This window comes from Blastococcus colisei, from assembly GCF_006717095.1.
GTDB lineage: Bacteria > Actinomycetota > Actinomycetes > Mycobacteriales > Geodermatophilaceae > Blastococcus_B > Blastococcus_B colisei.
Map to the genome: position 1 here is coordinate 527,881 of NZ_VFQE01000001.1, position 13,282 is coordinate 541,162.

7 protein-coding genes and 2 pseudogenes are annotated in these 13,282 nt (G+C 71.0%); 4 read left to right on the top strand and 5 right to left on the bottom strand.

Annotated features, from left to right (window positions below; translation table 11 throughout):
• Window positions 1-78: 78 nt before the first annotated feature.
• Complete coding sequence (locus FHU33_RS02490; protein WP_142023917.1) at window positions 79-1,089, top strand: IS481 family transposase; 1,011 nt, start codon at window positions 79-81, stop codon at window positions 1,087-1,089.
• A 10-nt stretch (window positions 1,090-1,099) separates the two neighbouring features.
• Here FHU33_RS02490 and FHU33_RS02495 read toward each other — a convergent pair.
• The 3 genes and pseudogenes from FHU33_RS02495 to nhaA form a co-directional block, all read right to left on the bottom strand.
• Window positions 1,100-2,015: pseudogene (locus FHU33_RS02495) on the bottom strand (IS5 family transposase).
• A 46-nt stretch (window positions 2,016-2,061) separates the two neighbouring features.
• Complete coding sequence (locus tag FHU33_RS24765) at window positions 2,062-2,295, bottom strand: hypothetical protein (protein ID WP_158544625.1); 234 nt, start codon at window positions 2,293-2,295, stop codon at window positions 2,062-2,064.
• 201 nt (window positions 2,296-2,496) lie between these two features.
• Window positions 2,497-3,734, bottom strand: a pseudogene (nhaA, locus tag FHU33_RS02505) (Na+/H+ antiporter NhaA).
• Window positions 3,735-3,980: 246 nt separating this feature from the next.
• Here nhaA and FHU33_RS24770 point away from each other — a divergent pair.
• Window positions 3,981-4,511, top strand: coding sequence for a hypothetical protein (locus tag FHU33_RS24770; protein WP_170182298.1), 531 nt, complete (start codon window positions 3,981-3,983; stop codon window positions 4,509-4,511).
• 74 nt (window positions 4,512-4,585) lie between these two features.
• Here the strand turns inward: FHU33_RS24770 and FHU33_RS02520 are convergent, their stop codons facing one another.
• Together FHU33_RS02520 and FHU33_RS02525 are read right to left on the bottom strand one after the other, a co-directional pair.
• The gene (locus tag FHU33_RS02520; RefSeq protein ID WP_142023919.1) at window positions 4,586-5,254 is read right to left on the bottom strand and encodes an ion channel; all 669 of its coding nucleotides are present in this window, start codon (window positions 5,252-5,254) and stop codon (window positions 4,586-4,588) included.
• Between the two features lie 115 nt (window positions 5,255-5,369).
• Window positions 5,370-6,434 (bottom strand): TerC family protein, encoded by a 1,065-nt coding sequence (locus tag FHU33_RS02525; RefSeq protein ID WP_142023920.1) that lies wholly within the window; start codon window positions 6,432-6,434, stop codon window positions 5,370-5,372.
• 526 nt (window positions 6,435-6,960) lie between these two features.
• Between FHU33_RS02525 and mobF the strand changes: the two genes are divergently transcribed.
• A complete protein-coding gene (gene mobF / locus FHU33_RS02530) occupies window positions 6,961-10,599 on the top strand; it encodes a MobF family relaxase (RefSeq protein ID WP_113811162.1) in 3,639 nt (1,212 codons plus the stop codon).
• Between the two features lie 508 nt (window positions 10,600-11,107).
• The gene (gene helR / locus FHU33_RS02535; protein WP_142023921.1) at window positions 11,108-13,270 is read left to right on the top strand and encodes an RNA polymerase recycling motor ATPase HelR; all 2,163 of its coding nucleotides are present in this window, start codon (window positions 11,108-11,110) and stop codon (window positions 13,268-13,270) included.
• The last annotated feature ends 12 nt before the right edge of the window (window positions 13,271-13,282 follow it).

Genomic DNA, 13,282 nt, shown 5'->3' on the forward strand with positions numbered 1-13,282 from the left:
TGACGTGTAGATGGGCGAAGGCCTCCCGGTGTGGAGTGGAGCTGTTGAGGAACCGCTCCGCCACCAGAGGAGGCCTTCGTGGCCCACGCTACCCATGTCAACGCTGCCCTGACGCCTCGTGCGCGACTCCGTCTTGGTCAGCTGGTGATCGACCACGGCTGGCCCCCCGCCCGCGCAGCCGAGCGTTACGACGTCTCGTGGCGCACCGCGCAGAAGTGGGCCGAGCGCTACCGCGACGAGGGGCCCGCGGGGATGTTCGACCGTTCCTCGGCGCCGCATCGTCAGCCGAACCGGACGCCGGCCCCGGTGGTCCGCAAGATCGTGCACCTGCGGTGGAAGCAGCGGCTGGGACCGGTAGAGATCGGCGACCGGCTCGGCATGGCCTCCTCGACCGTGCATGCGGTCCTGGTTCGCTGCCGGATCAACCGGCTCACCCACATCGACCGCGCGACCGGCGAGGCGATCAGACGCTACGAGCACGAGCGCCCCGGCGACCTGATCCACGTCGACGTGAAGAAGCTCGGCAGGGTCCCCGATGGTGGCGGGTGGCGCTACACCGGCCGGGAACAGGGGTTCAGGAACCGCGCGAGGACCGTGGCCCGCACCGGTGCACCCAGGAGCAAGTACCGCCAGCCGTTGATCGGCACGTGCTACCTGCACACCGTCATCGACGACCACTCCCGGGTCGCCTACGTCGAGGCGCGCGACGACGAGACCAAGGAGACCTCGGTCGCCGTGCTGCGCAACGCCGTCGCCTGGTTCGCTGAACGAGGTGTCACCGTGCACCGGGTGCTCAGCGACAACGGCGGCGCCTACCGCTCCTTCCTGTGGCGCGACACCTGCGCCGAGCTGGGCATCACGCCGAAGAAGACACGGCCCTACCGCCCACAGACCAACGGCAAGATCGAGCGCTTCCACCGAACACTCACCGAGGGCTGGGCATTCAAGAAGTTCTACAACTCCGAGTCAGCTCGGCTCGCGGCTCTGCCAGCATGGGTCCACCAGTACAACCACCACCGGCCCCACTCAGCGGTCGGGAAGGCGCCACCCATCACCAGGTTGAACAACCTGGCAGGGCATCACAGCTAGGGCGCGTCTCCTAAGTCGTTAGCCACATGGTGATGGCCCGGAGGACGACGGCTCCTCGGTAGACGGTGGCGAGCCTGTCGTAGCGGGTGGCGATGCCACGCCATTGCTTGTGGTCGTTGAACGAGCGCTCGATGACGTTGCGGCCCTTGTAGGTGATCGGGTCGAAGGCCGGTGGTCGGCCACCGGCCGAGCCGCGGCGAGCGCGATGTCTGACCTGGTCAGACGGTTGCGGGATCACCGCGGTGATACCGCGCTCGCGAAGCATGGTCCTGGTGGCGCGAGAGGAGTAGGCCTTGTCGCCGATCAGCGCTGTGGGGCGGGTGCGTGGTCGGCCTGGCCCCAGTCGGCGCACCGCGAGTTGAGCCAGCAGCGGCTGCAGCATCGGGGAGTCGCCGGCCTGCCCGGGTGTCAGCGCGATGACCAGCGGTCTACCGCGGCCGTCGACGAGCTGGTGAATCTTGGTGGACAGGCCGCCCCGGGAGCGTCCGATCGCATGATCGGGCGGTTCTTCCCACGGGTTCTTGTAACTCGGCTCAGCCCCCTGTGTGGCGCACCGGACGACGGCCGGCGGGCTCCTCCACCCGACTGGCGTTGGTCGCGTGCTGATGGGCCCGGTTGATGGTGGAGTCCACGCTGACCATCCAGTCGATGTCTCCCGCGGCCTGCGCTTCGGCGAGCAGCCGGGCGTGGATCTTGTCCCACGTGCCATCGGTGCTGAACCGGTGGTGCCGCTTCCACACGGTCTGCCACGGGCCGAACGAGGCGGGCAGATCACGCCACGCGACCCCAGTCCGGAACCGGTAGATCACCCCTTCCACGACCTGGCGGTGATCGCGGAAGGGCCGCGATCTCACGCCGTCCGAGGACGGCATCAACGCCTCAATCCGCTCCCACTGAGCGTCGGTCAGCACTCGATCGCGAGACATATCCGCAGCAAATCAGCCCCACCACGCTCAACTTAGGAGACACGCCCTAGCCGTCGCCGCCGACCCCGACGCCCGGGTTGCGGAGATTGCGGCGCGGGTCCGCATCACCGAACGCGCCACGCTGTCGATCTTGCGCGACCTCGAGGCCGAGGGATACCTGGTTCGTGCCCGCCGTGGCCGCCGCACGCACTACGCCCTCCGGCCGCACCAACCCTTCCGCCACCCCACGACCGCCGACCACGAGATCGACGAACTGCTCGGCCTCTTCACGCCAGGTCAAGCCGCCGAACCGACCCGCCGGGCCGTAGCCGGTCCAGCGACCCGTGGCGGGGCCACCGGAGTGCCGCCGGGCCCTCCCTGATCGGATGGCACCTGTGTCGGCGGGATCCTGCCCGGATGATCCGATTGCCCTCCAGACCGACCTTGCCCGACCTTCTCCTCGCAGTGATCCACAACGGCCGATCCGGGCACTGCCGGCGTTTCAGCTGCTCTCCGGGGCCCCGCCGGGGCGGTCGAGCTGCCGGTTACCACCGTGGCCTCCGCGGCCGACCAGGATGAAGGCACCGAGGGCACCGGCGACGGCCGATCCCGCGAGGATGCCGATCTTGGCCTGGTTCACCAACAGAGCGTCGTCGTAGGCGAGTCCGGCGATGAACAGCGACACGGTGAATCCGATCCCGCCGAGAGCGGCAACCCCCCAGACCGTCCGGAACCCCGCGCCTGCCGGAAGCGTTCCCCAGCGGGCTCGCACGGCTAGGTGGGCCGCACCGGCTATGCCGAGGACCTTGCCGACAACGAGCCCGGCGACGATCGCCCACGCGAGACGGCTGCCCACCGCTTCTCCGAGCACGCCGCCGCCGAGGTCCACCCCGGCGTTGGCGAGGGCGAACAGCGGGACGATGACGTAGGCGGTGACCGGGTGCAGCCGGTGCTCGACCGCGACAAGGACCTCCCGCCCGTCGACCGGCCGGGCCGGAACCAGCAGTCCGAGGGCAACCCCCGCGATGGTCGCGTGCACCCCCGAGTTGAAGACAGCGACCCAGGCGACACCGGCGAGCGGGACCTGGATCCACCACCGGGCCAGGCCGGCGCGCCAGGCTGCGGTGACCAATGCCAGAGTGAGCGCGGCGGCGCCGAGCCAGCCCAGGGCGATGTCGTCGGAGTAGAACACCGCGATGACCGTGATGGCGATGATGTCGTCGACGATCGCGACGGACAGCAGGAAGAGCTTCGCGCTCGCCGGCACGCGGTCGCCCAGCAGCGCCATGATGCCGACCGCGAAGGCGATGCGGTCGCCATCGGGATGCCCCATCCCGCCCGCGCCGGCCCGCCGCCGACCACGGCGAGGAACAGCGCAGCCGGGAGAAGCACACCGCCGAGCGCGGCCACGGCGGGCAGGGCTGCCGCGCGCCGGTCGCGCAACTCCCCAACAACGAGTTCGCGCTTGATCTCCAAGCCGACGACGAAGAAGAACAGCGCCATGAGCAGGTCGTTGACCCAGTGCTGCAGGTCCTCAGTGATCGCGAAGGGCGCGGCGCCGATGGTCAGCTCCCGGTGCCAAAAGGAGTCGTAACCCTCGCCCGCCGCGCTGTTGGCCCAGATAAGGGCGGCCGCGGTGGCCACTAGGAGGACCAGGCCGCCGGAAGCCTCAGCGTGCAGGAACCTCTGCACCGGCGAGAGAATCCGCGTGAACCGTCCGCCGTCCCCTTCGACGCCCACCTAGCCTTCTCCCGTCCTGCCGTTCCCGTTTACGACAAGAACCCCGCGAGGTTCCCGCGACCGGGGTCGGAATCTCAACCGCCCGAACTCCGCGGGGAGGTCTCCCGCTCATCCTTGCCGAGGGACGCGGGATCCCGCCGGGATGCGCCACGTGCCCGGTCTGGTGCTCGGGGACCCCAACACGTGACCGCAAGGGACAGCAAGGTGGGAATCTCCCGCGTGCCCGGGCCATACCCCGTGTGCACATTGGAGAACCAGGTTGACGCCGATGAAGCCCAGGATGGCGGCCAGTCCGTAGCCCAGGTGCACCCGCCTGCCGAGCGCGCCCCCGAGGACGAAGTACAGCGCCTGAAGCAAGCGTTGGTGGCGATCACCAGGAATGGGTCACCGATGATGTCGTACACGCCCGGATTGCAGAGATCGCGGCGCGGGTCCCGCATCATCGAACGGCCAGATGCTCACCCCCATGGGATCCTCGTCGTCTCAAAGGGAATGGTCGAGCGGGCCGATGACCGGCTGCACTGGGTCCGCCGCGTGACCTTGCCGAAGAGCACGGCCAATGCCGAACCGCGGCTTGCCGCCCAGGTCCTGGCCACCCTGCGCAACACCGCACATCAGCCTCCACCGACGCACCGACGCACCGACGCACCGACGCACCGACGCACCGACGCACCGACGCACCGACGCACCGACGCACCGACGCACCGGAGCGACCAGCATCGCCACTGCCTGGCGAGCGACCACCTAGCTAGCGCCGGATCCGTCTGGCGACCTTGATCACAAAACGAAGAGACCAACCTTTCCGAGCCCCTGCCGCGGGTTGCCGCTGAAGGCCTGTCGGCGCGGCGTGACTACTTCAGCCCGCGCCGGATCCGGCCCGCGGAAAGACCGACGAGCCTGGCAACCACCATCGCGATGTAGAAGAGGCCGGCCAGCTGCTCGAGCATCACCACGCTCCTCGCGTGATCCTTCACCGGGACGATGTCCGACAGCCCCGTCCCGGACAGCGTCGAGAAGGACAAGAACAGCAGCTCCGTCCAGGACCGCGGCTCGTTCGGTGCCACTGCGGCGATGAAGCTGCCGGGGTCGAGGGCCTGCACCACGACGAAGGTGTGCGCGAACGCCCAGGCGAGCAGGGTGAAGACCGCGCTGATGGCGAACAGCTCGTCCGTGGTGACCACCTCGTCGGCGAGCATGTAGGCCAGCATGCTGGCGGCTGCGTAGAAGTACAGCACCGCCTCGAACCCGGAGCTCCAGGCATTGAGCCCAGGGCTGCTCACAAAGACCTGCGCCACGAGCAGCACCGTCGCCGGCGCCGCCACCAGGAGCACGACCCACGACAGCATCGGGGTCGCGCGGACGGCGATCACCACCAGCCCCAGGACCAGGAAGCCGAAGATCGCCAGCAGCGCCCCGCCGGCGACGCTGTCCTCCAGGAACGGGTAGAGGAGGACTCCCAGGATCTGTGCACCCAGCAGCGTCGCGCACGGCGTATCGCGGACGAAGCGGATCACTCGCATTGACGGAGGCTAGCCAGCGAGGTCTTCGCCTCCACGGAGAACGGGCCTCACCGGTGGTGGCGGCTGCTGTGCCCCGCCGCCACGAGAGGTCGGACGCCCGGCGATCCGGCCCGGGTCACCGCCGTTCGCCGGAGTCCGGACCTCGGTCGGTGTCCGCCGTCGCCTGCCGCTGCGACGCACGACCCCAGACCGGCTGGAGCGCGGCGATCTCCTCGTCGGTCGCGACGCGGAACGGGGGCGTGACCGGTGCCTGGAACGCCTTCCGCCCCTGTCCGCGGGTGGCCCGGAGACTCAGGTAGATCGAGATCCCGATGATCGTGGTGATCACGGCGAGGCTGATGGTGGTCGGGATGTAGAAGAGGTCGACCTTGAGCATCATCTTGATGCCGACCCAGATCAGCACCAGGGCCAGGCCGATCTTCAGGTAGATGAAGCGGTGGATGAGGTCGGCGAGCAGGAAGTACATCGCCCGCAGTCCCAGGATGGCGAACGCGTTGGCGGTGAAGACGAGGAACGGCTCGTCGGTGACCGCGAAGATCGCCGGGATCGAGTCGACGGCGAAGATGACGTCGGTGATCTCGACCAGGACCAGCACCGCCAGCAGCGGGGTGGCCATCAGGAGGCCGTTGCGGCGGATGAGGAAGCGCTGCCCGTGGTAGGCGTCGGTGGTCGGGACGTAGCGGCGGAACAGCCGCAGCGCCTTCGACTTCTCCGGGTCGAGGTGCTCGTTGCGCTGGCGGATCATCTTGTACCCGGTCCACAGTAGGAACGCGGCGAAGATGTAGAGGATCCAGCTGAAGCTGGCGATGAGCACCGACCCGCCGGCGATGAAGATGCCGCGGAAGATCAGCGCGCCGAGGACCCCGAAGAACAGCACTCGGTGCTGGTACTCCCGGGGAACGGCGAAGTAGGTGAAGATGATCGCCCAGACGAAGACGTTGTCGACCGCCAGCGATTTCTCGATCACATAGCCGGCGAAGTACTGCTGGCCGAACTCGGCGCCGTAGGCGGACCAGATATAGGCCCCGAACGCGAGCCCGATGGCCACCCAGATCGCCGACCAGACCGCGGCCTCGCGCACGCCGATGACGTGGGCTTTGCGATGCGCGAACAGGTCCACGGCGAGCATGGCGACGATGCCGCCGAGCACGGCCAACCACAACCACAACGGGACATCCATGCGGAGACTCCTGCCTCGGTCGGTGCCTTACTACCCCGCCGTTGACGGGAGGTTCGTCGACGTTCGGTGCAGGCTGACCGGTCCGGACTGCCCCGGGTGCGTCGCGATCGTATGTACCGGAGGCCAAGGCCTCTGAAACGGCCGGGGGTTGGATGACGCCTGGCCGCCATGTCACCGCCAGCGGGCGACTCCCACGCTGTAGGGCTCGGCGGCACGGCCGTCGAACTCGTCGCGACGCACAGGCGCCCGCGGCCCTCGGCGTGTCCCTACCTCCACCGCAAGCGCGAGAGCTGGAACATTGACATTCGGCTCGCAGTCGACGATCGCCATGAACGATCAACAAGATGGCACCTGCACGATTCCTTGCCCCCGAGTGAGCTGCTCCAATAAGTGCTCAGATCTTCACGAGAGAACGGCACGAATGCTACCTTCGGAGGTAGCTCGGGCCCCGCTTCGCGGGGCCCATCGGCGTTTCTAGGGGTGACTCGTTGGTCATTGTCGGGTGGCGTTGAAGATGCACGGCGGAATGAAGATTTACGCCGGCGCGCCGGTGGCTGCCCGGCACTACGTGGAGGCCGACCGCGGCCGGGTCGACGACTACTACCTCACCGAGGGCACCGGCGTCGCCCGTCGCTTCACCACAACGGATGGTCGCGTGGCCGAGCTGGGGCCGCTGACCGGCGACGCCTACGAGACCTGGGTGGCTGGCCGCGACCCGAAGACGGGTGAGCCGAGGGGGCAGCTGCGCACCGATGAGCACGCCGTTCGGTTCGCCGAGGTGGTGGTCAACGGCCCGAAGACGTGGTCGCTGGCCGCCGCGCTGGACCCGGACATCGCGACGGCGTACGAGGCGGCGCAGGACCGCGCCGCCGAGCAGATCATCGCCTGGCTCTCCGAGCACGCCACCACCCGGGTCGGCCCGCGCGGCGGGCAGGTGCAGATACCGCTGGAGGTGCTGGAGGCCGCGACGGTTCGGCACTACACCTCCCGGGCGAACGACCCGCACTGGCACCTGCACCTGCAGTTCCTGTCCCGGGTATTCGCCGCGGGGAAATGGCGCGGCTTGCACACCGTCGGCGTCCGCGACTTCTTGGGCGCGATCAACGGGATCGGGCACGCCGCGATGGCGTGTGACCCGGAATTGAACGCCGCCTTCGCCGCGCACGGCTACCGGAAGGGCGCTACGGGAGAAATACTGGAGCTCGCCGAGTACACGGGTCCGTTCAGCGCCCGGCACGCCCAGATCGCCCGGAATGTGGACCGCTACGAACGGGAATGGACCGCAGCGCACCCCGGCGAATCCCCCGGGCCGGTGCTGCGCCGAGCCTGGGACGTCCGGGCGTGGGCCGACGGCCGCCCGGACAAGATCACTGCCCAGCCCGGGGTCGGGCTGGAGGAACGCTGGCGGGCCGAGCTGTCCGCCCTCGGCTACCGCGACCCGGGAAAGCCGGTCGACCTGGCCCCCACCCCGATCGGGGCCCTCGATCGAGACGAACTGGTGCAGCGCGCGCTGGCCCGGCTCGCGGCCGGGCGGTCGGCGTGGAACGCCGCCGACATCCGGGGCGAGGCCGAGCGGCTGATCGCCGCCGCAGGCGTCGTCGCCGACGCCGGGGTGCGCATCGAGCTGGCCGAAGACCTCACCGCCCGCGCGATGGACCGGTGCGTGCCGTTGCTGGACCGCGACGGGGTGCCCGAGCACATCCGCGCCTGGACCTCCCAGCCGGTCCTCGACGTCGAAGCCGACCTGACCACCCGGCTCGCCGCCCGCGCTGCGCGCGGCGTGCCGGACACCGTCCCGGCACTGCCGGTCGAGCGCGTGGCCGCCGCCGGCCGGCTGGATGCCGGCCAAGCCGCGGCGGTCGCCGCGCTCGCCGGCGACCGGCCCCTGGTGGTGGTCGAGGGCGCCGCCGGGGCGGGCAAGACCACCACCCTGTCCGCCACCCGCGACCTGCTCGAGGCACAACATCGCCGGCTCGTGGTGGTCACCCCCACCCGCAAGGCAGCCAAGGTGGCCGCCTGCGAGGTGGGGACGGCCGCCGGGTCGGCGGCATCCCTGGCCTTCCAGCACGGCTGGCGCTGGAACGACGAAGGGCGTTGGACCCGGCTCACCGCCGGCCAGGTCGACCCGGCGACCGGCCGTGTGTACGCCGGGCCGAACGAGGCCGCGCAGCTACGGCCCGGGGACCTGCTGCTGGTCGATGAGGCCGGGATGCTCGATCAGGACACCGCCCGCGCCCTGCTCACCGTCGCCGACGAGTGCCGGGTCCGGGTGGCGCTGCTCGGCGACCGGCACCAGCTGTCCGCGGTCGGCCGCGGCGGCGTCCTAGACCTCGCCATCGGCCAGGCCGACCCCGGGGCGCACCTGACACTCGACTCCGTGCACCGCTTCACCCGAACCGACGAGGAAGGCCGCACAACACGCGACACCGGCTACGCCGAGCTGACCCTGGCCATGCGCACCGGCGAGGACCTCGGCGCCGTCTTCGACGCCCTCCTCGCCCGCGGCCAGATCCGGCTGTTCCCCGACGCCGCCGCGCTGCGCGACGCGCTGGCCGCCACCGCCGCCGAGTCTTATGCCGCAGGCCGACCGGTGGCCGTGGTGGTGGACACCCGCGACCAGGCCGCCGAACTCAACACCGCCATCCGGGAACGGCTGGCCGTCGCCGGCCGGGTCGATGACCGAACGGTGGCCGTCACCGGCGCCGGGGAGCGGATCGGCGCCGGGGACCGGATCGCCACCCGGCGCAACGACCGTCACCTCGACGTCGCCAACCGCGACACCTGGGTGGTCACCGCGGTCGGCCGCCGCGGCGGGCTGCTCGTCACCCCTGCTGTCACCCCCACCGGCACCGTCCCCGGGAACGGGTCCGGCGGTGTCACCCCGGCCGGCCTAGGGACCCGCGTACTGCCCGCGGACTACGTCACCGAGCACGTCGAGCTCGCCTACGCCTCCACCGCGTACGGCGTGCAGGGCGACACCGTCACCGCCGCGCACGTGGTGGTCGGCGAGCAGACCGGCGCCTCCTCCTGCTATGTCGGGATGACCCGCGGCCGAACGGCGAACACCGCCCACCTCGTCGCCACCGACGCCGACCAGGCGCGGGGACAATGGATCGCCGTGTTCGCCCGCGACCGCGCAGACCTCGGCCCCGCGCACGCCGCCCAGCTCGCCGCCGCCGAGGCCGCCCGGTACGCCACTCCCCGCCCGCTGGAGCAGACGCTCGCCGACCTGCACTCTGCGTGGACGGCCGAGCAACGCTGCCTCGACCGGCTCGCCCACGACCTGCCGCGCCGGGACGCGCTGCGCGAGATCGTCGCGCTCGAGTCCGCCCACGCCGACCGGGCCGCCGCGCTCACAGATGCGTATCGGCAGACAGGGATCGACGCCCGCCACGCGACGGCGCGGGCCGACGCCAGCGGCGCGGTCGTCACCGCCGAGACCGACCGGATCCGCGACACGCTGCTCGGCAGCTGGGACACTGGGCGTGACGCCGCCCGTGACGCCGCGCAGGTCGTGCTCGATGGTCCCGGCCGGCTCCGGCTGCGGCGGGCGGCGGTGAACCGGGCCGGCGAGCAGCTGGTCGACTGGGCGGACGCCTGGCGGCCCTACCTGCCGGCCATGCCCACCGACCCGCAGCAGCTCGCGCGCCTGGCTGACCGGTCCGACGACCGACCGCGGCTGTGGACTGCCTTCGACTCCTACGCCCGCCACCACGCCGAACACGCCCATCCGGAGCACGCTCAGTTGCGCGAGACCGCAGCCACCGCCCAGGAGACCCACCGGCACGCCGGGGCCGCGCTGGCCGACGCCCGCCGTCAGCACGAGGACCGGCTCGCCCGCTTCGGACCTCTCGCCCGAACCCTCGACCCGGCGGAGCGACTGTCCGACACCGACCGGGCCATCACCGCCGCCCGAGCAGAACTGGCCGCCGTCGGCGCCCGCGTTGCGCGTCTGACGGCCGAGCCGGCTCTTCTCGCCCAGCCGGTCGACCGCCTCGCCCAGGAGCGGGTCACCTGGCGTGCACACCAGGACGCCGACCCGAACCCACACGGATCGGCCGCCCCGCTGCTGACCGCCTCCGAACCGGGTGTCCGCCGCCCGCGGCCCGAGGATCTTCAATACATCTCGCCGCACCGCGCCCCGGGGCGGGGCATATCGCGCTGAACGGGCGGCCCTCCCCGAGCCTCCGACGACGGGGCTGAGACTCGGCCGCCAGCGTCGACGCTCCGTCGCCCAGGCGGGGGTGGGTGCCGCGAGCCTACGGCGCTCACCACCACGCGGATGGTTCACCGGCGGCGTGCGGATCAGTGGGGGCACTTCGCCCGACAGCCGCCCACACCGCGCCCACAAGACGCCCACAGAAGGGCCGTCCGCGACCAACGTCGACCGAACGCAGCAAACGGTATTTCTGCTGGTCAAGACACAGTTCCGCGGAGAATGCGCTGATCAGAAGAGCGTCTCTTGGGAACTTTTAATCCGCGGGTTGTGGGTTCGATCCCCACGGGGCCCACCGTCGCTGGTGCGAGCTCGGCTGATCCTCGACACCCGTCGCGGCCGTTGTCCGCCTGCCGCAGACGACTCCCCGCCACCTCATGTGTAGCAGCTTTCAGCGGCCCTCATGAGCCGCAAAAATTCGTTCTAGGGTCGCGCATCTCAGATCGGAGCTGATGCCGTGAACCCCTTGACCACCAGCGCGTTCGCGCTTCCCCATCACCTCGCCGCCAAGGCCGACCCGGCCCTGATCGCCGACGACGAGCAGCACTTCGCGGCCATCGCCGACAGCCTGGGGCAGTCGGTTGCCGACCTGTCCGACCGCCTCGACGCCGAACGCAAGTCACCTGGCGGCAGCGGCCAGGAGGCGCTGGACCGCGATCTGGAGATCCACCGACTCGCCGCCCGCCTGCGCGCCCTGCGCCGCTTCGGCCTGGACCTCTGCCTCGGGCGGATCGTCTCCGCCGACGACCCCGAGCCCGTGTACGTCGGACGGCTCGGCCTCACCGACAGCACGGGCCGTCGGCTGCTGCTCGACTGGCGGTCCCCGGCGGCCGAGACGTTCTTCGGCGCGACCCACGCACGTCCGATGGGTCTGACGAGTCGCCGCAGGTACCGCTGGACGCGTGGCCGGATCACCGACTACTGGGACGAGGTGTTCACCCCGGACGGGCTCGAGGGGCACGCCGCGCTCGACGACCAGTCCGCCTTCATCGCCAGCCTGGGCAGCAACCGGTCGGCCCGGATGCGCGACGTGCTCGGCACCATCCAGGCCGACCAGGACGCCGTCATCCGCGCGGGATCCGCCGGCGCTCTCGTCGTCGACGGCGGCCCGGGAACGGGCAAGACCGTCGTCGCCCTGCACCGCGCCGCGTACCTCCTCTACGCCGACTCCCGCGTCGGCCACCACCGGGGTGGCGTGCTGTTCGTCGGCCCGCACCAGCCCTATCTGGCCTACGTCGCCGACGTCCTCCCCAGCCTCGGCGAGGAGGGCGTGCCGCTCTGCACCCTGCGCGACCTCGTCCCCGAGGGCGCCGCAGCCGGGGTCGAGGCCGACCCCGAGGTGGCCCTCCTGAAGTCGTCCGCGAACTGGGGGACGGCGATCGAGGCGGCGGTCCGGTTCTACGAGGAGCCGCCCGACGAGGCGATGACGGTCGAGACGGACTGGTCCGACATCCGGCTGAGCGCCGACGACTGGGCCGAGGCCTTCGGGGCGCCGGACCCGGGCACCCCGCACAACGAAGCGCGCGACCGGGTCTGGGACGAGCTGCTCGCGATCCTGGTGGACAAGCACGACGGCGACGAGGAAGACAGCCTGCTCCGGAGGTCGCTGCAGGGGAACAGGGACCTGCTGGCGACGTTCGACCGGGCGTGGCCGCTGCTCCGGGCGACCGATCTCGTCGGGGACCTGTGGTCGGTGCCCGCGTACCTGCGAAAGTGCGCGCCCTGGCTCGGCTCCGACGACGTCCGGAAGCTCCAGCGCGGGGAGGCCCAGGCCTGGACGGCGTCCGACCTGCCGCTCCTGGACGCCGCACGGCAGCGACTCGGCGACCCGGAGGCGTCCCGGCGCAGACGCCGGCACGACGCCGCCGTCGCCGCCGAGCGCGAGCGCATGGCCGACGTCATCGACCACCTCATCGAGGCCGACGACGACGGTCTGGGCCTGGTGCAGAGCCTGCGCCACGGGGATCTCCGGGACGCCCTGGTCGACGAGACGGCGCTGCCCACCGCCGACCCCGATCTGCTCGCCGGCCCGTTCGCGCACGTCGTCGTGGACGAGGCCCAGGAACTGACCGACGCGGAGTGGCAGATGCTGCTGCTCCGCTGCCCGTCCGGAAGCTTCACCATCGTCGGGGACCGCGCCCAGGCCCGGCACGGCTTCGCGGAATCGTGGCGGGAGCGGCTCGAGCGGGTCGGGATCGACCGGGTCGACCTGGCCTCGCTGAGCATCAACTACCGGACGCCGGCCGAGGTCATGGCCGAAGCCGAGCCGGTCATCCGCGCCCTGCTCCCGGACGCCAACGTGCCGACCTCCATCCGCAGCACCGGCGTCCCCGTCGTCCACAGGTCTGCGTCGGACCTCGGCCCGATCCTCGACGCCTGGCTCGCGGAACATGCCGACGGGATCGCCTGCGTCATCAGCGCTGGTGACATGGGGGATGGCACCTTCCGGGCGACGTCGCGTGTCCGGTCGCTCACCCCGGAGCTGGCGAAGGGGCTCGAGTTCGACCTCGTCGTCCTCGTCGACCCGGACGCGTTCGGCTCGGGCATCGAGGGAGCGGTCGACCGCTACGTCGCGATGACCCGGGCGACCCAGCGACTCGTCGTCCTCACGAACACCTGACGCGGGGGCGGC

Bases quoted from the DNA above. Each gene is read 5' to 3' on its own strand.
- mobF (WP_113811162.1), top strand. From the start codon at position 6,961: ATGAAGATTTACGCCGGCGCGCCGGTGGCTGCCCGGCACTACGTGGAG.
- FHU33_RS02525 (WP_142023920.1), bottom strand. From the start codon at position 6,434: ATGGATGTCCCGTTGTGGTTGTGGTTGGCCGTGCTCGGCGGCATCGTC.
- FHU33_RS02520 (WP_142023919.1), bottom strand. From the start codon at position 5,254: ATGCGAGTGATCCGCTTCGTCCGCGATACGCCGTGCGCGACGCTGCTG.